The following is a 22,361-nucleotide window of genomic DNA, read 5'->3' on the forward strand; positions in this document are numbered from 1 at the left end:
AACCATGATTAAAATACTGGTGGCCATAGTGGAGAGGCAATACCCGTTCCCATACCGAACACGGAAGTCAAGCTCTCTTACGCCGATGATACTGCTCTTCAGCGGGAAAGTAGGTAGCTGCCAGTTTTTTTTATTTAACTTACTTTTTTCAAGGCTCCCTAAAACTTGGGAGTTTTTCTTTTTAACCCGCTGAAGAGCAGTGTAGGACCCCTAGAGCGCCGGAGGCGCGAGCGGCCGGCAGTGCGTAGCACTGGCGGGTAAGCAGGAGCTTTGCTCCTGCGACGAAAGCAGGTAGCTGCCAGTTTTTTTATTTAACTTACTTTTTTCAAGGCTCCCTAAAACTTGGGAGTTTTATTTTTTAACTTTCCCGCTGAAGAGCAGTGTAGGGAGCCTAGAGCGCCTGGAAGGCGCGAGCGCTCACAAGCGGCCTGCAGCCGCTTGTGAGTAAGCAGACGCATAGCGGCTGCGACGGAAAGTAGTGTAGGGAGTTTGAACTCCATGTTGTAAATCAGTGCTTCTGACGTAACTGCCTGTGAGTCACAAGACTTAAAATTTATCAGATTAGACTTCCAATTTTGATGCTTTCACAAGCACCAGTCTGTTCTCTAAAAATAATAGACTTCCCTTTATCAGCTTTGCCTTGGGAAGTTTTATTTTCAATTTTGAAGCTTTTAATAAAATTCGTCCTCTCCACATAGATTTACCAAAGTTGCTTAAATCCCAGTGAATACAAATCATAAGTATGAATTGAAGAATAATCTGAAAGACCTTTACCTTTTAGATATTTTTTTGTGCGGTTAATTTCAATTTTGACAGAATCCGGATTATCAGGATCATAAATAAAAGCTGCATTATTTTTTAAAAGGTAAGTTCCCTGACTGAATAATATATGTTCTTTCTCTACTTCAGCATACTGATCAAACGTGTTGTCGCTGTAGTATATCCACAATGTATCAATTAAATTGTCCTCATTATCTGAAAAAGGTTGTTTATCAATTCCAGAAAAAATTGCAATTATGTGTTTTTCTTCTTCTGTTTTTACGTTCTTTTTATTACATGAAACAAGTCCTGAAACTAGAAGAATTGTTGCAAATATAATTGAAATATGTTTTTTCATAGAAAAATCCTCACTGTAAAAAATTATAACATAGGGAAAGTTTAAGTCAAAAATTTTTGATGGCAGCAGGCGGGAGAAACGGAGGGCTTGTTCGGGAGCGGAGCGGACGAATGAGCGTCAGCGAACCCGTAGTTGCGACTGGGAACGGCGACTCGCCTATGTTTTCTTAAAAATGACAGACTTTGACTAAGTTTTGGGTAAAAAATGAATAAAAGTTGGTTAAATGTGGCGAAAAATGAAAGAAAATGATTGACAATGAACGAATGTGAGTTAAAATGAATTCTAGAATGAACGAGAATGACAGGAGGACGTCAAAATCGTTCAAAATAGGAGTTATTTTTATGAAAAAAACATTAGTTAAAATGGTTTTGGCCGGGGCTATGGCTTTGAGTTTTATGAGCTGCGGCAAAAAGAAAGTTGACATTGGAATCGTTCTTCCAACTAACGCAGAACCTCGCTGGAGTCGTGAGGGTGAAAATTTTGCTGCTCTTGTAAAGGACAAGTTTTCTGCTGAAATTATGTACAGCCAGAGAAGCTCGGATCTTGAGCGCACAAACATCGACTCGCTCATTAACAAGGGAATGAAGGTTCTTATTATTTCTACACCGGAATCTACTGCTGCTGCTTCTGCTATCGAAGAGGCTCACAAAAATGGCGTAACTGTTATCTGTTATGACCGTCTCATTTTGAATACTGATGCTGTAGACTACTTTGTAACTTTTAACTTCCACAAAGTTGGTATGGCTCAGGCTCAGTATCTTCTTGATAAAACTGTACCTGGCAGCAAGGGAAACTCTTTGTTCCTCTACGCTGGTGCTCCATCTGATAACAATGCTTTCCTTATTTTTGGCGGTGCCTGGGAAGTTTTGCAGCCTAAAATTGTTGACGGAACTTTTGTAATCCGTAACTCAAGCAAGGCTGTTGCTCTTCAGAATAAAAAAGAGCTTACACGTGCTGAAATGGCTGAAATCATCGATCAGATTACTACTGACTGGGATTTTGATGTTGCTAAAAAACGCGCTGCTGATAACCTGACTATGCTTAAGGACAGCGAAAAGGGTGTTTGCTATGTACTTTCTCCTAATGATGGTACTGCACGTTCTATGGGTGATGAATTTGCAAAGGATTCAGCTGTAACAAAATACTACACAACTGGTCTTGATGCTGAACTTGCTTCTTTGCAGTACATCGTTGACGGTAAGCAATCTATGACTGTATTCAACGATACAGATACTCTTGAAAAAGACGTTCTTGAACTTGCTTCTAAGATTCTTGCCGGTCAGCGTCCTACTATGACTGCTTTCAGTGATAACGGTAAGAAAAAGGTTCCTGCTCAGCAGTCGGCTATTACTGCAATTGATAAAGACAATATTCAGAAATTAATTGATATTGACTATAATGGTGCTAAGACAAAATTACAGATGTAATTTAAGTTAAAAACGGCGGGTCCTTCGGGACTCGCCCGCACCAGGAGTTTTTTTATGCTTTCAGAAGCCAGACAGAGTAAAATCGTAAATCTTGTAAATGAAAACCGCAGTATGACCATCCAGATGCTGATGAAGGAACTGGATACGTCGGAATCTACTATCCGTCGGGATTTGAATGAGCTTGATGCTCAGGGCAGAATTGAAAAGGTTTACGGCGGTGCAATCGCTAAAGATATTACTTTTTCACGCAGGGATGAAAGCGTAAATTTCAGAAAAGAACAGAATAAAGATTCAAAAATTGCAATTGCAAAATATGCTGCATCGCTCATCAATGATGATGATTTTGTTTATCTGGATGCAGGTACTACTACGGAACTTATGATTCCTTTTATTACGGCAAAAAATGCCACTTTTGTAACAAACGGATTTTCGCACGCAAGAAAGCTTTCTGAAGCAGGTTTTTTAACGTACATTCTTGGCGGCGAAATCAAATTTCCAACTGAAGCTGTGGTTGGAGAAGAGGCTATCCTCACACTTTTTAAGTATCATTTTACCAAGGGCTTTTGGGGCAGCAACGGCGTAACACCTTCGGGGGGCTTCAGCACTCCGGACGTAAAGGAAGCCCTTGTAAAACAAATGTCTATGAACCGCACCCGCGAGCGTTATGTGCTTTGTGATGCTACAAAGTTTTCGCAGATTTCTTGTGTTACTTTTGCGGATTTTTCTGATGCAACTGTAATTACTTCTAGTCTGGGAGATGATTCTCAGGGCTATCGTTCATATAACAATGTAATTGAGGTAAAAGACTGATGATTTATACTTTGACGGTAAATCCATCTTTGGATTATATAGTTGACGTTGAGCATTTTCAGACGGGGGCAGTAAACCGTACTAAAGCTGAAAAGATTTTTCCGGGCGGAAAGGGAATTAATGTTTCTATTGTCTTGCAGAATCTTGGTTTTAAGAATAAGGCCTTGGGCTTTACGGCGGGCTTTACGGGAAATCAGATTGAAAAACTGCTTTGTGAAAAAGATGTAGACTGTGATTTTATCAGAGTTGAAAATGGTTTTTCCCGCATTAATGTAAAACTTCGTTCTGACAAGGAATCGGAAATTAACGGTCAGGGACCTTCTATCGGACAGGCTGATATCGATGCTCTTTTTGAAAAGCTTGATAAGCTTTCTAAGGATGATGCTCTTGTTCTTGCTGGAAGTATTCCCCAGACTCTTCCTCAGACTTTTTACAGCGACATTATGGCCCGGCTTGAATCTAAGGGAGTTCGTTTTGTAGTTGATGCAACCCGGGATTTATTAAAGAAATCTCTTGCCTATAAGCCTTTCCTTGTAAAACCTAATAATCATGAACTGGGAGAGATTTTTGGCGTGGAACTAAAAACCCGTGATGAGGTTATTCCTTATGCCCTTAAGTTTAAGGAAATGGGAGCTCAGAATGTTCTCGTTTCTATGGCGGGGCAGGGTGCTGTTCTTGCGGCTGCTGACGGTAACATTTATCAGGGGCCTGCGCCGGAATGTAAACTTGTAAACTCTGTCGGGGCGGGCGACTCAATGGTTGCCGGCTTTATTGCAGGTTATATAAAGAGTGGTTCTTATAAAGAAGCCTTGAAAATGGGTCTTTGTACGGGAACTGCAAGTGCCGCTTCTGAAGAGCTGGCAACAAAATCGGATGTAGAGAAAATTATTTCGTCGTATAAAGCGCTTGATTAGTTTTGGAGGACTCTTCGGGGGCTTTTTATAGAAAAAGTTTTCATAAGAAAAATAGGAGGAATTATGAGAATCAAAGATTTGTTGAATCCGGCTTGCATTAAGCTTAACGGATCTGCAAAAAACAAAGCTGATGCCATTGAACAGATGGTTGCTCTTATGGCAAAAAGCGGAAACATTAGTGATGTAGAAGTTTATCACAAGGGTGTTCTTGCCCGTGAAGAAGAAAGTACAACTGCCGTTGGTGAAGGCGTTGCAATTCCGCACTGTAAGAGCGACAGCGTAAAGGCTCCATGTCTTGCCGCAATGACTCTTCCTGCCGGAGTTGATTATGATGCTCCTGACGGAGAGCCTGTAAAGGTTGTTTTCCTTATTGCTGCTCCTAATACTAAAGAGAATGTTCACGTTGATGTTTTGAGTAAGCTTTCGGTTCTGCTCTTGGATGAAAACTTTACTTCATCTCTTTTGAAGGTAGATTCTGTTGAGAAATTTATTGCAGCTGTTGATGCAGCGGAAACTGCAAGAGATGCTGCCGACGCTGCACAGAATGGTTCATCGGAAGGAGCTAAAATTCTTGCTGTTACAGCTTGTCCTACAGGTATTGCCCATACTTATATGGCTGAAGAAAACCTGAAAAAGGCTGCTGACCGCGCTGGAGTTACAATTAAAGTTGAAACACGTGGTTCTTCTGGTACAAAGAATGAATTGACTGCGGCTGAAATTGCAGGTGCCACTGCAATTATTGTTGCTGCTGACGTAAACGTTCCTATGGGACGCTTCAACGGCAAAAAAGTTATTCAGTGCCGTGTTGCAGAGGGAATTAATAAAAGCGATGAGCTTGTTTCAAAAGCATTAAAAGGAGACCTGCCTGTGTTTACTGCAAAAACATCTGATACAGAAAAGAAAGCTGGTGGAAATTCAGCTTATAAGCACCTTATGACTGGTGTTTCACATATGCTTCCATTCGTAGTTGGCGGCGGTATTCTTATTGCTCTTGCCTTCCTCTTTGACGGTATCTACTGTAAGATGAACGGAATTACTCCTGACGGAACTTTTGGTTCTATGCTCCCTATTTCTGCCTTCCTTAAAGGAAAAGTTGGTGGAGTTGCCTTCGGCTTTATGCTTCCTGTTCTGGCAGGTTTTATTGCTTACAGTATCGCTGACCGTCCTGGTCTTGCTCTTGGTTTCCTTGGCGGTGCAATGGCTGCTAACGGAACATCGGGCTTCCTTGGTGCTCTTGTAGCAGGTTTCTTTGCAGGATATACCTGTCTTTTGCTGAAGAAATGGTTCAGTGCTCTTCCTAAGAGTCTTGATGGTCTTAAACCAGTTCTTATCTATCCTTTGATTGGTATGGTAATTGTAGGACTTGGCATGAACTACATTGTTGAGCCGATTGTAGGTGCAATTAACAGCTGGATGAATGCTGGTCTTAATCATATCAGCGGAACCAGCGCTATTCTTCTTGGTCTTATTCTTGGCGGAATGATGGCTGTTGATATGGGTGGTCCTGTAAACAAGGCTGCTTACGTTTTTGCAACTGGTATGCTTGCTGAAGGTCACTATAATATTATGGCTGCTGTAATGGTTGGCGGAATGGTTCCACCTATTGCAATTGCCCTTGCAACAATCATTTTCAAGAATAAATTCACAGAAGAAGAAAGAAAGGCTGGTCCTGTAAACTTCATTATGGGCTTCTCTTTCATCACTGAAGGTGCAATTCCTTATGCTGCTGCTGACCCGGCTCATGTTCTTCCTTCTTGTATTGTAGGCTCTGCTGTTTCCGGTGCTCTTTCTATGGCATTTAAATGTACTTTGATGGCTCCTCATGGCGGTATTTTCGTATTCCCTGTAGTTGGAAATCCTGTTATGTACATTGTAGCTCTTTTGATTGGTTCTGCTGTTACCTGCTTAATGTTAGGAACTTTAAAGAAAGACGCAGCATAAAAATGTTGTCCACAATTTGCAGTTAACCTATGCTGCCACGCAACTTTACATTCGCAAAGTTGCGTGGCAAGGTTTGTAAAAGGTTTGTAAAACTTTTGTAATAATAAATCCTCTGTTCGGGTCATAAAGAAGTTTTCTTTATGACCCTTTTTTTTAAGGATTAGTTGTTGCTGAAGAGTGGAGTTGAAAGGTAGCGGTCACCTGAATCCGGGAGAAGAACTACGATATTCTTTCCTTTGTTTTCAGGGCGGGCAGCAACGATACTTGCAGCCTTGAGTGCGGCACCACTTGAGATACCGACAAGGATTCCTTCGCTCTGTGCAAATTTGCGTCCTTCTGTGAAGGCATCTTCGTTTTCAATTGTGATGATTTCGTCGTAGATTTTTGTATTCAAAACATCTGGAACAAAACCAGCACCGATTCCCTGGATTTTATGAGGACCGGCTTCTCCCTTTGACAATACTGGGCTTGTAGCTGGTTCAACGGCGATAACTTTTACATTTGGATTCTGTTCCTTAAGATATTCACCAACACCAGTAACAGTTCCGCCAGTTCCTACGCCGGCAATGAAAATATCAACTTTTCCGTCTGTCTGTTTCCAGATTTCAGGTCCTGTTGTCTTTTTATGAATTGCAGGGTTTGCAGGGTTTACAAACTGTCCTGCGATGATTGAACCAGGAGTTGCAGCGTGAAGCTCTTCTGCCTTAGCGATTGCTCCTTTCATTCCTTTTGCGCCTTCTGTAAGAACAATTTCTGCACCGTAAGCTTTAAGAAGGTTTCTGCGTTCAACACTCATTGTGTCCGGAAGGGTAAGAATAGCGTGATATCCTTTAGCTGCTGCAACAGCTGCAAGGCCAATACCGGTATTACCAGAAGTTGGTTCGATGATTGTAGCACCAGGTTTTAAGATTCCTTTTGCTTCTGCATCTTCAATCATTGCAAGGGCAACGCGGTCTTTAACACTTCCTGCAGGATTTAAATATTCAAGTTTTGCAAGAATCTTTGCATCTTTGATATCTGATGCCTTTGCATAGCCGTTTAACTGTAAAAGCGGTGTTCCGCCAATCAATTCCAATGCGCTCTGTTTTATATCTGCCATAGTCTGCTCCTGTCTGCCGTTGTCCGGCCAGTTTTTTTTTGATTACCCATTATGTTAGTAGGTTTTGTAATTTTAATTTTATATTATTTCCCTACTTTGTCAATAGGTAATTAAACGGAAAGTGAAAAAATATGAAGGGTAGTGGGGGATTCGGCTTTCAGTCGAAGACGTTGGTTAAAAAATAAAAGAACTCCTAATTTCTTAGAAGTTCTTATTAAAATATCGGGTATACTGGATTCGAACCAGCGACCTCAACGTCCCGAACGTCGCGCGCTACCAGCTGCGCTAATACCCGTAAAAAAAATATAAAATAAGGCAGGAGTATGAAGGTCGCTGGAAGCGACATCAAAGTCCCGAACCTGAAAATAGAAAATCCGTTAAAAAACAGGCTGCGACAGCGGGCTGTTTTAGGATTTACTTACGAAAATCGCGCTACCAGCTGCGCTAATACCCGTAAAAAAAATATAAAATAAGGCAGGAGTATGAAGGTCGCTGGAAGCGACATCAAAGTCCCGAACCTGAAAATAGAAAATCCGTTAAAAAACAGGCTGCGACAGCGGGCTGTTTTAGGATTTACCAAACTTCGCGCTACCAAGAAAAGGGTAGTCACAAATAAAAAAGCCTTCCGGATTGGAAGGCTTTAGCGCGAGTGACGGGGCTCGAACCCGTGATCTCCGGCGTGACAGGCCAGCGCGATAACCAGCTTCGCTACACCCGCGTGATGTTTAATAATATATACTCTTCTCTTATTTTGGTCAATAGGTCAAAACAGAAATTTTGAAAAATTTTTAATTTTTTTTTCACTTTTTTTTTGCTGGGGCAGAGGGCTTTTTCTATGCTATAATGGAAGTATGCTTATAAAAAAGTTTGAACCTACATCTACCGGACTTTGTAAGGTTACGCCGGATTCCGGGGCGATTTTTTATATCAGGAAAGAATATCTTGTTCAGATTGATTTTGATTCGATTTTTGCAGGCGCGGAGTTTAATGAAGAAGAAACTTCTGAACTTCTGGATGCAGGGCTGGCGGCTGTGGTTGAACTTAAGGCAATTACTTATCTTGCCCGCTGCGAGCAGTGCCGCTTTAATCTGACTAATAAGCTTATTCAAAAGGGCTTTCAAAAAAAATACATAAATCAGGCGCTGGACTTTCTTGAAAGCAAAAAGCTTTTGAGTGATTCTCGTTTTGCAACTGCCTGGCTGAATGGCAGGCGGCTTAATCACTATGAAGGACGGACTAAGCTTGCGGCGGAACTGGCGGCAAGGGGAATCGGGCGGGAAGTAGCAGAGCAGGCGCTTAATGAATTCTTTACTGAAAATGATGAAGAAGAAATCTGCCGTAAAGCTTACGAAAAACTTTCGAAAAGTAAGTCTGGCGAAAAATTGACAGCGGCTCTTGTAAAAGCAGGCTTTTCTTACAAAAGGGTAAAGTGTATTATAAATGAAAGGGGCTCTACGCCCGAGAATTGAGCAGCACGAAGTGGTTACCGCCTGAAAGGCGGGAACTGACCGTTAGGGAACTGCGAAATGCGAGTAGGAAGGGGGACTTGCGCCAGATGAAAAATAAAATTAAAAAACTGACCTTTATTGCGGGGCTTTGTGCAATTTTTTCTTCCTGTAAAAAAACGCTGGAACTGGATATTGCCGAAATTGATGCGCTTCAAAAATCTGTAGACTATGAGCTTTTGAAAAAATCCCGCAGCAAACCTTACCAGGACCAGGCTTATGTGGCCGGAAAGGTTGGCGGAATCTGGCACGATTCTATTATTTCTGATCCTAAAACTTTTAATCAGCTTGTGGGCTACCGCGACGGTGCCAGCAATGCAATTATTTCCAAGACAACTGACTATCTTTTTGATTATGAATCTTCGGTGCGGGAGTGGAGGCCTCATCTTGCGTCTGCCCGTATTGAAGTGGACGAGGCTGCGGGTACTTTGACGGTGCATTGTACAATCCGCGAAGATGCCTTCTGGACCTGGTATAATTCTGATAAAAAAATCCCGGTTACCTCTGATGATTTTGTTTTCTGGTACAACGAAATTGAAGGAGATCTGGAAGCAGGACTTGGCGGTTACGAAGGTCAGTGCATTTCCATGCCGGACGGTTCTGAACGCCACATTGACTGCATAAAGCTGGATGACAAGAATTTTGACTTTGTTTTCCCCCGCATTGTTGCTGAACCTTATCTTTCTGTAAATATGGACTGCTGTCCTTCCTTTATATTTGCGCCTGCAAAAAAGAAGGGCGGAATTGCGGCGGTGAAGAATCTTTTTAGTGTGGATGTTGATCCAAAAACTATTCCTTCCTGCGGAATGTTCTATATTACTGAGTATGTGCCTTCGCGCCGTCTTGTTTTTACAAGAAACCCTTATTACTGGGAAAAGGATGAAAATGGAACTTCAATTCCTTATTATGAGCAGCTGGTATGTCAGATTGTAGGCGACCAGAACACTAATTATCTTTTGTTTACTCAGGGCAAAATGGAAGCCTATGCGCCCCGCCCGGAAGAACTGCATGATGTTGTAAACAATCAGAAGGAAGATTATACGGTTTTTAATGCGGATGGTTCTATGTCCAGCCAGATGTGGAGTTTTAACCAGAATCCTCTTCATAAGGAGGAGGCTTACTATAAATGGTTTACAAAAAAGGAATTCCGCCAGGCTATGAGCTGCCTTGTAAACCGCGAAAGAATTATAAGCCAGACTTACCGCGGACTTGCTCAGCCTCAGTATTTCTTCTTTCCACCAAGTAATCCTTATTACAATGAAAAAATCCAGCTGGAATACCGCTATGATCCGCAGAGAGCCCTGAAGCTTTTGAAGGGGCTTGGCTTTACACAAGGGGCAGACGGCATTCTTTATGACTGGGAGGGTCTTCCTGTAGAGTTTGACCTTTCTATTAATTCTGGAATTACGGTAACAAATGATATGGCTCAGATTATTTCTGATGAAGCTTCAAAAATCGGAATTAAAATTAATGTGCGCCAGACTGATTTTCAGAAAATGGTGGAGTCTATTACTGTTACTTACGACTGGCAGTCCTGCTTTATTGCCTTTGGTGCTATTTCCTTTCCGACTCAGGGAAGCAATGTCTGGCAGTCCAGCGGTAACTTTCATGTCTGGTATCCAATGCAGAAAAGCCCTGCTACTGACTGGGAAGCCCGCGTTGACCAGCTTTATGAAGAGGGCGCCTATACGGTTGATCATGGGGCTGCAAAAAAAATATGGGACGAATATCAGAGTATAATTCTGGAAGAATGTCCGATAATATATTTAGTGCGCTCGCGAAGTTTTTTTGCTATCCGTAACCGCTGGAATCTTGAAAACGTTTATTATGATAACCGCCACGGAGCTTTGACAGAACACGTTTTTCTAGACAATTAAAACAGGGTGATTTAATATTACATTATAGAAGACTTTTTTGATTTATGCGCTATAGAAGCAGGGTAAACAGACTTACACTTTTGATTATTCTTTCTCTTTTTGTACTGAATTTTTCATCCAGAATAATTAAGTCTTTTTATGATAAGAGCGTAGTTGCAAAAAATCAGACTGTAATTGATGACGCAATAAATCGGCTGCAATATAAAAAGGAGTCTCATGAGCAGGATTTAAGGCTTATGCTTCCTCTTTTAGATTTGAAACATCTTTCTGACGGACAGTTGGCGCAGATATACCTGCTTGTTACAACCCTGCATTATAGTGCCGGAGATATGACATCCTACTTTAAGGATATTGGAAAAGCATTATTTTACTGTAAAAAAACAAATAATACAGACAGCACGATTTATCTTTATGCCAATATGGCAAAATACTTTCTGGAAGTCTGCGGAGACCAGGAAGCCTATGACATAATTAATGAAGCGGCTTCTTTTGGTTCCTTTTATGAATGTTCGAATGTACTTACCCGCATTCAGATTTTTCAGGTTTATTCAGCATATCTTCTTCATATAAGAGATTATGACAGGGCTCTTCTGGCTGCTCATCAGATTATTTCTGATGCCCCTCTTACGGAAAGTTTTTCTCCCTTTTTCCCTGTAAGTTTTGAACGGGCAGGCTATGCAATCAAGGCTATGATTCTGTTGAATCAGGGAAAAATCAATGAAGCTTATGTTATGGCCTGTTCCCTTTTTGAAAAATATGCTGATCCAAATGAAAAAATAACTCAGTTTAATGCCTTTGATTTTTATATGCCTTTATATTATATAAAGACAATCTGGGCCTTGAATCATCAGGAGTATCAGATAGCAATTGAAGCCTGTGAAGAATACGGAAAACTCTGTGATGAAAACTTCTTTATTCAGAAAAAAATTCTGCTTACAGGACGGCTTATGAATGAACTCCCACTTTCTATGGCGAAAGAAAGAGGTCATTTGTACCAGGAGATTTCCATTGATTCCAGACGACTGTCTGCGTCTTTACTTTCTGAAAATACAAGGCTGTCTAAAGAAAAATTTAATGGAATAATGAATGAGCTTATTCTGAAGAGTGAACTTAAAGAGAAAACGAGGGGCGTTCTTCACGTAGTATTGGTCAACTGTTTTGTTGTTGTTCTGGTTCTTATTTTTTTTTATATAATTTTCAGCGAAATGCAGCTGGACGGTCTTACAAAGCTTTATAACCGCCGTTCCCTTAATTCCCGTATTCGTCAGCTGGAAAAATCAAATAAGAATTATGCTGCCATAATGATGGATCTGGATGACTTTAAGAAGATGAATGATACTTACGGTCATGCTTTTGGTGATGAAGTATTAAAATCTGTTGCTGCAGCTGTTCTTGAATTTGAAGGAAGACTTATAAAGGCTTACCGCTATGGCGGAGAAGAGATTGTTCTTTTATTCGAACATATACCTTTTGAAGATGTAATACGGATAGCTGAATCAATACGGACTAAAATCTGTAAGATAAAATTTTCAAAAGATGTTCGGATAACTGCAAGCTTTGGAGTGGGCTCAAAACCTGGAACCCCTGTAAAGCAGGCTGATGAAAATCTTTACTATGCAAAGGCCAGTGGAAAAAATATCACTGCCTATAAAATTGACGGAAAACAGTATCTTGCTGAAAGACGGCTGGAAATAAGAAATCCTATGCCGGATACAAAATAAAATAAAAAGTACGGGTGGGGCATGAATATAATTAAAAAATCACTTTACCAGATAAAAAGACCCTGGGTGGCCTATAAAGCAAAGGCTCCTATGGCAGCCTTTATAACAGGGCGCCTTATTACAATGCTGGTTCTGCTATTTCTGCTGGGCTTTTCGCTTTTTGGCCTTATGGAACTGGCGCCGGGGGATATCGTTGATCAGATGATGAGTCAGCAGATTATGTCCAGTATGGAAAACAGTCCTAAAAAAAGCGGATCAAAATCTGAAGATGATTTACTGATGAACGAAAAGCAGATGGCTCAGCTGAGGGCGGAATTCGGACTGGATAAGCCTTTTTACGTTCAGTATGCAAAGTGGCTGAACCGCGTTATCGTCCATCACGATTTAGGAACCAGCCTTATTTCGCGGGCTCCTGTAAGTTTTTTAATCCGCAGTCGAATCTGGAATTCAGTTTTGTTAAATCTGATTTCCCTTGTTTTTATTACGCTTTTTTCTTTTATGCTGGGAGTTTATTTTTCTAAGCAAGGCGGGAACTAACGTTGATACTGCCGTTACTTTTTTTGCCCTTTTTTTTCACGCCTTTCCGGGGCTGCTGCTTTTAATTTTAGCCCAGCTTTTTGCTGCAGTTACTGGAATCTTCCCGGTTACTGCCTATCCTGATTTTTCTTTTGCTGACGCGCCTATGCGTTTTACTTTCAGCTATGCGCACCACATTTTTCTGCCGCTTTTGGTTTCTTTTGTAGGCGGGGTTGGCGGCACAATGCGAATGATCCGCGCAACAATGCTTGACCAGATGGGTATGCCTTATATTTTTGCCCTGCGTGCCCGGGGAATCAGTGAGCGCAGGGTTTATCTTAATCATGCCTTCCGCAATACGCTAAATCCTTATATTACGGGAAGTGCAAACCTTCTTGCCTCGCTTTTCAGCGGCTCTCTGGTTCTGGAAATTATTTTTGCATATCCTGGAATCGGACGCCTTATGTACGAGGCTGTAATGCAACAGGATATCAATCTTGTACTTGCAAACTCTATGTTTATTTCTGCCCTTGTTTTAATTGGCATGATTATAAGCGACATTCTTCTTGCCCTTGTGGATCCAAGAATCAGATACGGAAAAGAGTAGGGGGAGTATATGAAAAAGTTTTTTGATTTTTTGCAGGTTCGTCGTCTTGCCCTTATTTCGCTTGTTTTTCTTGCCCTGGTATATTTTGTAATGATTTTTGCGGAATTTTTTGCCCCTTATCCGGCAACTTTTTCCTGGGAACAGAATTCTTATCATCCCGCAAACGTTCAGCTTACCCTGCAGGGTCCAAAAGTCCGTGAATACCGTGTAATTAATCAGATTACCTGGGACTATGCCCGCGTGCGAAATGCCGAATATATTCACAAGCTGGTTTTTTTTGTAAAAGGCCAGCCTTACAAGCTTCTGGGCCTTATTCCCTGCCGCCGCCACCTTTTTGGCTGCAAAGACGGCTATCCGGTTTACCTTTTTGGTGCCGATAACCTTGGCCGCGACCTTTTTTCCCGCATAGTTTACGGAAGCCGAATTTCTCTTACGATTGGTTTTGTTGCAACAGCTGTCTCCCTCCTGCTTGCGGTTCTGCTTGGCGGCATTTCCGGCTATTTTGGTGGCGCTACCGACTGGAGCATCATGCGACTTTCCGAGTTTTTTATGCTGATTCCGTCGCTTTATTTTATTCTCTTTTTGCGCTCACTTTTGAATGCAAAAATGGACACCGGCACTTCCTACATGATAATCACCCTGATTCTTGCCTTGGTCGGCTGGCCTGGTTCTGCCCGTACAATCCGCGGTATAGTCCACGCCGTTAAGCGCGAGGAGTTTGTCGTAGATGCAGCACTGGAAGGCGTTCCTTCTGTGGTCGTAATTTTCCGCCATATAATTCCGCAGACTGCCAGCCTTTTGATTGTAAGTACCGCCCTCAGCATTCCGGGCTTTATTATGAGCGAAACGACCCTTTCTTACCTGGGCCTTGGAATTGCCGACCCTGCCGTAAGCTGGGGTAGCCTTATCAACCGCGACATTTCCACCCTTTCTAACCTCAAGAATTTCCCATGGCTTTTGTACCCGGTTCTTATGCTGCTGCTGGTTACCCTTGCCTTTAATTTTATCGGCGACGCGCTGCGAGATTTCTTTGACCCTTATAATGCGGTCTTCTCTAAGCGAAAATTTAAATGTCAGCAGAATGCGAAGCAGGCTGCTGAGGTTTCCGTTAACGGCACTGATGATGGAGATGTGATTACGACGGAAACCGCCCCCGCAACGCCCCCGCTACTTAGCGTACAAAACCTCCACGTCACTTTCGATGTCCTTCAAGGCACCGAGTTTGTTCCTGTTGAGGCCGCCCGAGGTGTCAGCTTTGAACTTCACCGCGGAGAAATCCTTGGCATTGTAGGAGAGTCTGGAAGCGGAAAATCTGTAAGTACAACTGCAATCCCGGGACTTTTGCCTCGCAACGCTTCTGCCCGCGGTTCTATTTTTTACAATGGGGTAGATTTAATGAAGCTTTCTCAGGCAGAACTTCGACAATACCGCGGGCAGAAAATCAGCTTAATCTTTCAGGAACCTGGAAGAAGTTTTGACCCGCTGCAGAATATTGGAAGCGTTTTCTGGGAAACTTACCGCATTCTCCAGCCTGAAATTACAAAAGAAGAGGCTTACAAAAAGGCCGCAGACCTGCTTGCCGAAGTTGGAATCCCGGAACCTGCATCCCGCCTTACAGCCTTTCCTCATCAGTTCTCTGGCGGCCAGCTTCAGAGAATCGGAATTGCACTGGCCCTTGCCCAGAACTGCGAACTTTTAATTGCAGACGAGCCTACAACAGCCCTGGATGTTACGATTCAGGCTCAGATTGTTTCGCTTTTACTGCGACTTAAAAAAGAACGAAATCTTTCTATTATATTCATTAGCCATAATATTGACCTTGTGGCTCAGATTTCTGACCGCATTGCCGTAATGTACCGGGGAAAAATCATGGAAAGCGGAAAGCCTGCGGATGTGCTTAAAAATCCAAAGCACCCTTACACAAAGGCTCTGGTTGGCGCTGTTCCTCAGTTTGGAAGTCATTATAGCCAAAGCCGCATGCAGTCAATCAGCGATGAAGAGCGGGTAAAACTCAACCAACTCGCAGATCAGCAAGGCTCTGAACTTTCGGGGGAAAACTAATATGGAAAATATAATCGAAGTAAAAAATCTATATAAGCAGTTTAACCTGGAAGCAGGCTTTTTTGCAAAGAACAAACAGAATGTTTATGCGGTGAACGACCTTTCTTTTGATGTTGAACGGGGTACAACTTACGGAATTGTAGGCGAATCAGGCTGTGGAAAAACTACCACTGCAAAAATGCTTATTCAGCTTTACCGCCAGACAGGGGGCGAGATTTTTTATTACCCGGAAAGTGGAGAAAAGCTTTCTCTTGCTGCCCTGAATAAAAAGGAACTTTCCCGCTATCGTGAAGAGGTAAAATATATCTTTCAGGATCCGGCGCGCTCGCTAAATCCACGAATGTCGGTTTTTGACGTAATTACGGCAGGGCTGCGATATTCTTCTCTCTGGCAGGGCAAAAAAGAAGCCCTTGAGCGGGCAGAAACAATCATTAAGGAAGTTGGCTTAAAGGGCGAAGATTTATTCCGCCGCCCCGCAGAGTTTTCCGGCGGTCAGCGCCAGAGAATCTCTATTGCCCGCGGCCTTATTATGAATCCCCGCCTTATTCTCTGCGACGAAGTTGTAAGCGCCCTTGATGTTTCAATTCAGGGGCAGATTATCAATCTTTTGAGTGACCTTAAGGCAGCCCGAAATCTTACCTACGTTTTTATTACCCATGACTTGAAAGTTGCCTGCTACTTCTGTGACAAAATAGGCGTAATGTACCGAGGTGTACTGGTGGAAGAAGCTCCTGCTGCTGATTTGTACAAAAACGCAGCACATCCCTACACAAAACTGCTTTTCAACGGTGCAAAAGGGGAACTTTCTTCTTCTAATAAGGAAGTAAAAACAACTCTTGAAAAGGAAAACTGCTGTCCATTTGCCTACCGCTGCCCACATGCTAGTGACCGCTGCAGTTCAGAACTTCCTCAATTCCGCCAGCTGGAAGAAGGTCACAGAGTAAGATGTTTTTTGGACTAGCTGATAGTGACTGATTGAGAAATCTTCGTTTTTTCTATATACTTACAAAAATATTTAAGAACTTTCGTCATACTTAAGAGCGCATTGTTCAGGGCATGACGGAAAACAGGGGTACAATATGATTACATTGAAATTTGGCGGAACATCTATGGCAAATGCCCGCCGCATCCTTTCGTCTGCGGACATTATTATTAATCGTGCAAAAGAAGACAGACTCAGCGTTGTTGTCAGTGCCGCAGCTGGTGTTTCTAATGCGCTTCAGGCTGCAATTGACGGTTGTACCACCGGGACCCCTGCCGGGACATTCGTTTTTGACATTAAGAAAATCCACGAAGAAATCTGTTTTGAACTTCAGTCTAAATTGAAGGGCTTTGATGCAGAAAAAGTTCTTGCTTCTCTTCAGCCTAACTTTGATGAACTGGAAAAACTTCTTGCGGGCGTCGGCTCTTTCGGCGAATGTCCTGATACTGTTCACTGTCGCATTATGGGTATGGGTGAACTTTGTTCTGCTCCGATTATGGAAGCGGTTTTGCGAGCAAAAGACCAGAGCGTAATGCTGCTGGATTCCCGCAAATACGTATTTACAAACGGAAACCAGAAGGAAGGTGAGGCTGATTACGGTCGTTCTGCCGAAGCCTGCAGACCTTTCCGCGACGGCGAATCAAACAGCCAGACCCGCATTCTTTTGTTCCCGGGCTTTATCTGCTCATGGATTAAGGGTAGCGGAGCATCACCTGTAATGGGCTTGCTGGGCCGCAACGGTTCAGACTTTTCTGCCGCAATCATCGGAACCTGCTTTGGCGTAAAACGCGTTGAGTTCTGGACTGATGTTGACGGTGTTTACACTGCTGACCCTCGCGTTGTAAAAGATGCAATCTTAGTTGATGATATGAGCTACGAAGAGGCTATGGAGCTTTCTTTCTTTGGTTCTAAGGTTCTTCACCCAAAAACTCTGGCACCTTTACAGGCAAAGGGAATTGAAGCCTGGTCTTTGAACAGCCACAATCCTTCTGCCCGCGGTACAAGAATCGGAAAAGGTCCTTTTGAAAGCCGCAAAAAATTCAGCATCTGCGGTATTTCTTCTTTGAAGCACGTTTCTATGGTAAGCGTTGGCGGAACTGCAATGCGTGGACGTACAGGAATGGCAAGCCGCGTTTTCAACGCCGTATCTTCTGCCGGTTCTTCTATCCTTTTGATTACTCAGTCTTCTTCTGAATATACAATTTCCTTCTGCGTACGTGACAGCGAAGTAGACACAGTACGCGATGCAGTTGCAAAAGAGTTTGAACTTGAAATCCGCGAACGCATTATTGACGAAATTGAAGTTATCAAAGACTGTTCAATTGTAAGCGTTGTCGGCGACGGCATGATTAAAAACCGTGGTGTTGCTTCTAAGTTTACAAACGCTCTTTCTTCTCAGGATATCAACATCATCGCTCTGGCACAGGGTTCAAGCGAACGCTGTATTTCTGCTGTTATCAGCGGCGAATTTACCGACACAGCTGTTAAGGCTGTACACCGCTTCTTCTTCCACACAGCTCAGAGTATTGAAGTTTTTGCTTTTGGTGCGGGAACAATCGGTGGTACTTTAATCGACCAGATTTACCAGCAGCACGATAAGCTTTTGAGCGAAAACGTAGACATTAAAGTTCTTGCAATCACAACAATTGACGGAATGATTTTGAACGAGGACGGAATTGACCTTTCTAACTGGCGCGACCAGATGAAAAATCCGGAATTCCCATTCAATTCTGATGCAAACGTTGAACAGATTATCAGCTTTGTAAAAGAAAAGAAGCCTCTGAATCCTGTTTTTGTTGACTGTACTGCTTCTTACGATTTGCCGGACCGCTATCTGGACATTTTGAATGCAGGAATGAGCATTGCAACTCCAAACAAGCGCGCAAACTCTAAGAACATTGAGTTCTACCACGAGCTTCGCCGCACAGCAAACAAGATGCACCGCCGCTTCCTCTACGAAACAAACGTAGGTGCAGGTCTTCCAATCATCGATACTTTGCAGAACCTCTATAAATCTGGCGATAAGCTTTCCAGCTTCAACGGAATTATGTCTGGTTCTCTTTCTTATATCTTTGGAAAACTGGACGAAGGTGTTCCTTTCAGCAAGGCTGTTTTGGAAGCAAAAGAGCTCCGCTACACAGAACCTGATCCTCGTGATGACTTGAACGGAATGGACGTTGCACGCAAGGCTCTTATTATTGCCCGCGAATCAGGCTATGACATCGAGCTTGACGACATCACTTTGTACAAGGTTTTCCCAGACAGCTTTGATTCAACCGGAACTGTTGAAGAGTTCCTCAAGAAGCTTCCAGAAGTTGATGATTACTTTGCAAAAAAGATTGCCGACCTAAAAAAAGCTGGCAAAGTTTTGCGAATGGGTGCTACAATAAAAGATGGAAAAGCAAGCGTTGGAATGATGGAAGTCGGTCAGGATGATCCTCTCTACGGAGTACGCGGCGGTGAAAACGCTTTTGTATTCTACACAGAGCGCTATCAGCCGATTCCTCTTACAGTCCGCGGATACGGTGCCGGTGCCGGAGTAACTGCTGCCGGTGTATTCGGTGACATCCTGCGCACAGTTTCTTTTAATCCTGAAAGATAAGGAGATTTTTTATGAATAAGTTCGTACTTTCTGTTTTAGTAGAAAACCACGCCGGTGTACTTAGCCGTGTTTCTGGTCTTTTCAGCCGCCGTGGATATAATATCGATTCCCTTACAGTTTGTGAGACAAACAAGCCGGGACAGTCGCGCATGACAATCGTTGTAAACGGTGATGAGTACATTCTTGAGCAGATTCAGAAGCAGCTTGCAAAGCTTGTAGAAGTTATTTCTATCAAAAAATGCGAAAAATCTTCTTCAACCCAGCGCGAAATGGCTTTGATTAAGGTAAAAGCCGAAGGCACAAACCGCGCCGTTATCATCGAAACCTGCGAAATCTTCCGCGCTCACATTGTTGACGTAGGAATTGATTCCGTAATCGTAGAAGCAACAGGAAGCGAAGACAAAATCGACAGCCTGGTAAGACTTCTGGAACCTTACGGAATCCTGGAATACGTAAAGACCGGTCTTACTGCAATGGACCGCGGGTCAACAATAATGTAATGCGATGGTTGTAAGGACTTCTTACAACTTCCGAATGCACTGTACCATCGCTTAACTTGCACTGGCGTGCAAGTTCATGGGAATTTTGCGAAGAGCTTCCGTTCAGCACGGAAGCCTTTTTTTTTATACTTTTACTTCAAAGAGCCCATCCTTATTACAATAAGCGTAAATCTTCTGAACGCCTGCAATCTTAAAGCGGGCCTCAGCGTTCTGCTCGGGGTAGAGCTTTGTCAGCTGAATGCTGTCTGCTCCAGCCGCCGCTATGAAGGAAATGTAATGTTCCTTTGTCATAGGGTGGGGCAGGCTAACGTAGTATTCGTCTTCTATAATTTCAATTGAAATCTGGTGGGCGCCGGCAGGTGACGCCTCAGCCTCCTGGGCAGGCAGCCTTATCCCGCAGCAGCTTACCACCGCTTCCCCGGAAGAAAAAATCACGTTGCCGCAAACCGGGCAGACATAAATCTTGCTTTTAGTCATGTTACAAGCCCGGTTTTTGTTCTGAATGCAGTCCCCCGAAAGCAGTTCAATTACAGAAATATCAAGCGCCTTAGAAAGTCCTTCCACAAGACTGATATCCGGAAAGCCCCGCCCGGTTTCCCATTTGCTCACCGCCTTACTTGTAACAAAAATCTTTTCCGCCAGCTCTTCCTGAGTCAGCCCCTTTTTTTCACGAAGCTCTTTTATTACAGCCCCTGTTATGTAATTGTTTGTCATAATGCTACCTCTTAAACTCTCTCATATTTTCCGTACGGTATGAAAAAAGTTTAGCACGGCAGGCGTACAGACGCTACCTACGCGTGGTAGAGAAGGAGGATATGATTTGTATCAGGAATTATTTCTTTTCAGCTTCAATCTGCGTTTTAAGCTCAATAACCTTTTCTACCGGCAGCCCCTGGGCCTCTGCGATTTGTTCAAAAGTTAGCAGCTTCATTTTCAGGAGATTTGTTGCGGCTTCAATGGCTTTTTGCTGAGCGCCCTGAACGAGGCCTTCTTCCATTCCTTCTTTTCTGGCGGCTCGTTGAATGTCTCTATCATGTAAATTCATAGCGGCGTAATCACTCCTGAATTTCTCGTTATCCTTGATTTTCTCGACAAGCTTTGAAAGACGGTTGGTAAAATCATCTTTTCCCGGCTCATTCGTGCTTATAAAATGCAGAAAGGCTTTTATTTTTTCATCCTTTTCTGATTCATATGCACTTGCATTATAAATCACAGTGAGACTTTTGTCATTCAAATTAACCCGGGCATTTTCCTTGCAGACATTCTGAAAGGTGTAACAGGGAAGGCCGTAAGGAATCTTTTTCTCTTCATCAATAAAGAAAGGATCCTGCTTGCAGATAAAAAGAATGTAACTTTCCTTCAATTCCGGATAATCCTGACCTTTCATAAGACTGTCCATATCAATCATCGACTGGTAATATCGCGTACGTTTACCTAATGCTTCCTGGGGATAGCACTGCAATTCAACATCGATAATTTTGTCATCGTCTTTCAGGTAAACATCAAGGCGGACACCCTTCGTCGTGTAAAAAGGCTTAATTGCTTTTTCAAGCTCTGGATATTCAACGTGTCCTACTTTAATGTGCAGAAGCCTTTCTACAAGCTCAGCACTTATTTCAGGATAACGCATAACTTCCTGAAACATTCCGTCGTCGGCGAAAGTCAGTTTATCCACCGGCTTTTTGTCATAAATTGTGATTTTGTCAGTCATATTTTCTCCAAATTTTAATATTAACTCTCTACAGTTAATATGGCCCTGACTTTGCAAATTTGACAAAAATTCGGAAAAAATCTTAGAAAATTTAGAAGAAAATTTTAATAAAGACTATAAAGTATTATATGTATGTAAATATGGTGTGGAAAATCCGGGCGTGCCCGCTTGCTCCACTTTGTTCCGCAGGCGGTCGGGCTATCCGCAATTCCGCTTTCGCTCCAGCCTCCTCGGTCACTTTGTGCCCTGCGGTGGCCACCTTCGGTGTTGCTTCTATCCCTTGTCTATGAGGCTGATGGCGATAAGCTTTATATATTTCAGTGCATGCCCGCAACTATTTTTCTTTATACTTAAAACAAAGACTTTCCAACAATTTGAAATCAGAACAAAATTTAGCGATTTTTCCTGTTTCCATCTGTTTATCATAAAGTTTATTTGCCTTAGAAATTATTTGCGGTAAGATTTTTACACAAAATGTAAACTCTTTATTCATAAGATTTTTATAATTTCTAACATCTGTCGAGTCATTCATTTTTTGTCTTAAATCAACTTTTGAATATAAACCTTCTTTTATCGGAAGCATTTTTTTCAAATCAATAACAGAAAGTATATGTTTTACCGAACCATCCGGATTTTCTTTATAAACTGCATTTTCGGAAAGATTTGCTTTCTGACAATTTTCATAAACCAAAAATCTGTCAGTATCTGTATTTCTCCATGATCTATGTTTTTCTTTTGCAGATGAAATCGGAATAACATACTGATTCTTATCTTCATTAATTAAGATTCCAAGATATGGTTTATTATCATATCCAATGGATTTATAGTAAACTTCAGAGCAATGTTCATGAAGATATTTAAGATATTCTTGATTTATATTTATAAAAGTCAATTTATCTTTTAATTTAAACATACATATTCCTAAAAAACTAAGACCGCCCGAAAATCGGACGGTCTTTCTTAAAGTTCAT

The 22,361-nt window shown here is 42.3% G+C and carries 16 protein-coding genes, 2 tRNA genes, 1 rRNA gene and 1 pseudogene; 13 read left to right on the plus strand and 7 right to left on the minus strand.

The genetic code is table 11. The features are described from left to right. Positions 1 to 15: 15 nt before the first annotated feature. Positions 16 to 126: ribosomal RNA gene (gene rrf, locus MSI_RS05970) — 5S ribosomal RNA — on the plus strand. Positions 127 to 700: 574 nt separating this feature from the next. Here rrf and MSI_RS05975 read toward each other — a convergent pair. Then, positions 701 to 1,117 (minus strand): hypothetical protein, encoded by a 417-nt coding sequence (locus MSI_RS05975; RefSeq protein WP_009104738.1) that lies wholly within the window; start codon positions 1,115 to 1,117, stop codon positions 701 to 703. Between the two features lie 341 nt (positions 1,118 to 1,458). Between MSI_RS05975 and MSI_RS05980 the strand changes: the two genes are divergently transcribed. From MSI_RS05980 to MSI_RS05995, 4 genes are all read left to right on the plus strand, one after another. Further along, a complete protein-coding gene (locus tag MSI_RS05980; RefSeq protein WP_009104741.1) occupies positions 1,459 to 2,544 on the plus strand; it encodes a sugar-binding protein in 1,086 nt (361 codons plus the stop codon). A 54-nt stretch (positions 2,545 to 2,598) separates the two neighbouring features. Further along, positions 2,599 to 3,354: a DeoR/GlpR family DNA-binding transcription regulator gene (locus MSI_RS05985; protein WP_009104743.1), complete on the plus strand. Its 756-nt coding sequence runs from the start codon at positions 2,599 to 2,601 to the stop codon at positions 3,352 to 3,354. After that, positions 3,354 to 4,268, plus strand: a complete 915-nt coding sequence (pfkB, locus tag MSI_RS05990) for a 1-phosphofructokinase (protein WP_009104745.1) — start codon at positions 3,354 to 3,356, stop codon at positions 4,266 to 4,268. Before MSI_RS05985 ends, pfkB begins: the two co-directional genes overlap by 1 nt. 63 nt (positions 4,269 to 4,331) lie before the next feature. Further along, positions 4,332 to 6,209 carry a fructose-specific PTS transporter subunit EIIC gene (locus tag MSI_RS05995; protein ID WP_009104749.1) on the plus strand — a complete coding sequence of 626 codons (1,878 nt, stop codon included), beginning with the start codon at positions 4,332 to 4,334 and terminating at the stop codon, positions 6,207 to 6,209. Positions 6,210 to 6,369: 160 nt separating this feature from the next. On the opposite strand, the gene cysK is transcribed toward MSI_RS05995, so the two are convergent. From cysK to MSI_RS06010, 3 genes are all read right to left on the minus strand, one after another. Next, entirely contained in the window at positions 6,370 to 7,308 is a 939-nt protein-coding gene (cysK, locus tag MSI_RS06000) for a cysteine synthase A (protein WP_009104752.1), read from the minus strand. A 222-nt stretch (positions 7,309 to 7,530) separates the two neighbouring features. After that, positions 7,531 to 7,603, minus strand: a tRNA-Pro gene (locus tag MSI_RS06005). A gap of 349 nt (positions 7,604 to 7,952) precedes the next feature. Then, a tRNA-Asp gene (locus tag MSI_RS06010) sits at positions 7,953 to 8,026 on the minus strand. A 133-nt stretch (positions 8,027 to 8,159) separates the two neighbouring features. On the opposite strand from MSI_RS06010, the gene MSI_RS06015 reads away from it, so the two are divergent. From MSI_RS06015 to ilvN, 8 genes and pseudogenes are all read left to right on the plus strand, one after another. Continuing rightward, positions 8,160 to 8,777: a regulatory protein RecX gene (locus MSI_RS06015; protein WP_009104753.1), complete on the plus strand. Its 618-nt coding sequence runs from the start codon at positions 8,160 to 8,162 to the stop codon at positions 8,775 to 8,777. A gap of 86 nt (positions 8,778 to 8,863) precedes the next feature. Next, entirely contained in the window at positions 8,864 to 10,690 is a 1,827-nt protein-coding gene (locus tag MSI_RS06020) for an ABC transporter substrate-binding protein (RefSeq protein WP_009104756.1), read from the plus strand. 44 nt (positions 10,691 to 10,734) lie between these two features. Further along, positions 10,735 to 12,411 (plus strand): GGDEF domain-containing protein, encoded by a 1,677-nt coding sequence (locus MSI_RS13905; RefSeq protein ID WP_009104758.1) that lies wholly within the window; start codon positions 10,735 to 10,737, stop codon positions 12,409 to 12,411. A 21-nt stretch (positions 12,412 to 12,432) separates the two neighbouring features. Further along, positions 12,433 to 13,534 (plus strand): annotated as a pseudogene (locus tag MSI_RS06030) (ABC transporter permease). 9 nt (positions 13,535 to 13,543) lie between these two features. Next, entirely contained in the window at positions 13,544 to 15,595 is a 2,052-nt protein-coding gene (locus MSI_RS06035; RefSeq protein ID WP_009104764.1) for a dipeptide/oligopeptide/nickel ABC transporter permease/ATP-binding protein, read from the plus strand. Between the two features lies 1 nt (position 15,596). Then, entirely contained in the window at positions 15,597 to 16,556 is a 960-nt protein-coding gene (locus MSI_RS06040; protein WP_009104766.1) for an ABC transporter ATP-binding protein, read from the plus strand. Between the two features lie 118 nt (positions 16,557 to 16,674). Then, a complete protein-coding gene (gene thrA, locus MSI_RS06045; RefSeq protein WP_009104768.1) occupies positions 16,675 to 19,179 on the plus strand; it encodes a bifunctional aspartate kinase/homoserine dehydrogenase I in 2,505 nt (834 codons plus the stop codon). Between the two features lie 11 nt (positions 19,180 to 19,190). Next, on the plus strand, positions 19,191 to 19,679 hold the full coding sequence (gene ilvN / locus MSI_RS06050) for an acetolactate synthase small subunit (protein ID WP_009104770.1): 489 nt from the start codon (positions 19,191 to 19,193) through the stop codon (positions 19,677 to 19,679). Positions 19,680 to 19,802: 123 nt separating this feature from the next. Here the strand turns inward: ilvN and MSI_RS06055 are convergent, their stop codons facing one another. The 3 genes from MSI_RS06055 to MSI_RS06070 form a co-directional block, all read right to left on the minus strand. After that, entirely contained in the window at positions 19,803 to 20,393 is a 591-nt protein-coding gene (locus MSI_RS06055) for a helix-turn-helix domain-containing protein (protein ID WP_009104772.1), read from the minus strand. A gap of 118 nt (positions 20,394 to 20,511) precedes the next feature. Then, entirely contained in the window at positions 20,512 to 21,390 is an 879-nt protein-coding gene (locus MSI_RS06060) for an Rpn family recombination-promoting nuclease/putative transposase (protein ID WP_009104774.1), read from the minus strand. Between the two features lie 334 nt (positions 21,391 to 21,724). Next, on the minus strand, positions 21,725 to 22,303 hold the full coding sequence (locus MSI_RS06070; protein WP_009104776.1) for a type III toxin-antitoxin system ToxN/AbiQ family toxin: 579 nt from the start codon (positions 22,301 to 22,303) through the stop codon (positions 21,725 to 21,727). Positions 22,304 to 22,361: the final 58 nt, after the last annotated feature.

The organism is Treponema sp. JC4, assembly GCF_000260795.1.
GTDB lineage: Bacteria > Spirochaetota > Spirochaetia > Treponematales > Treponemataceae > Treponema_D.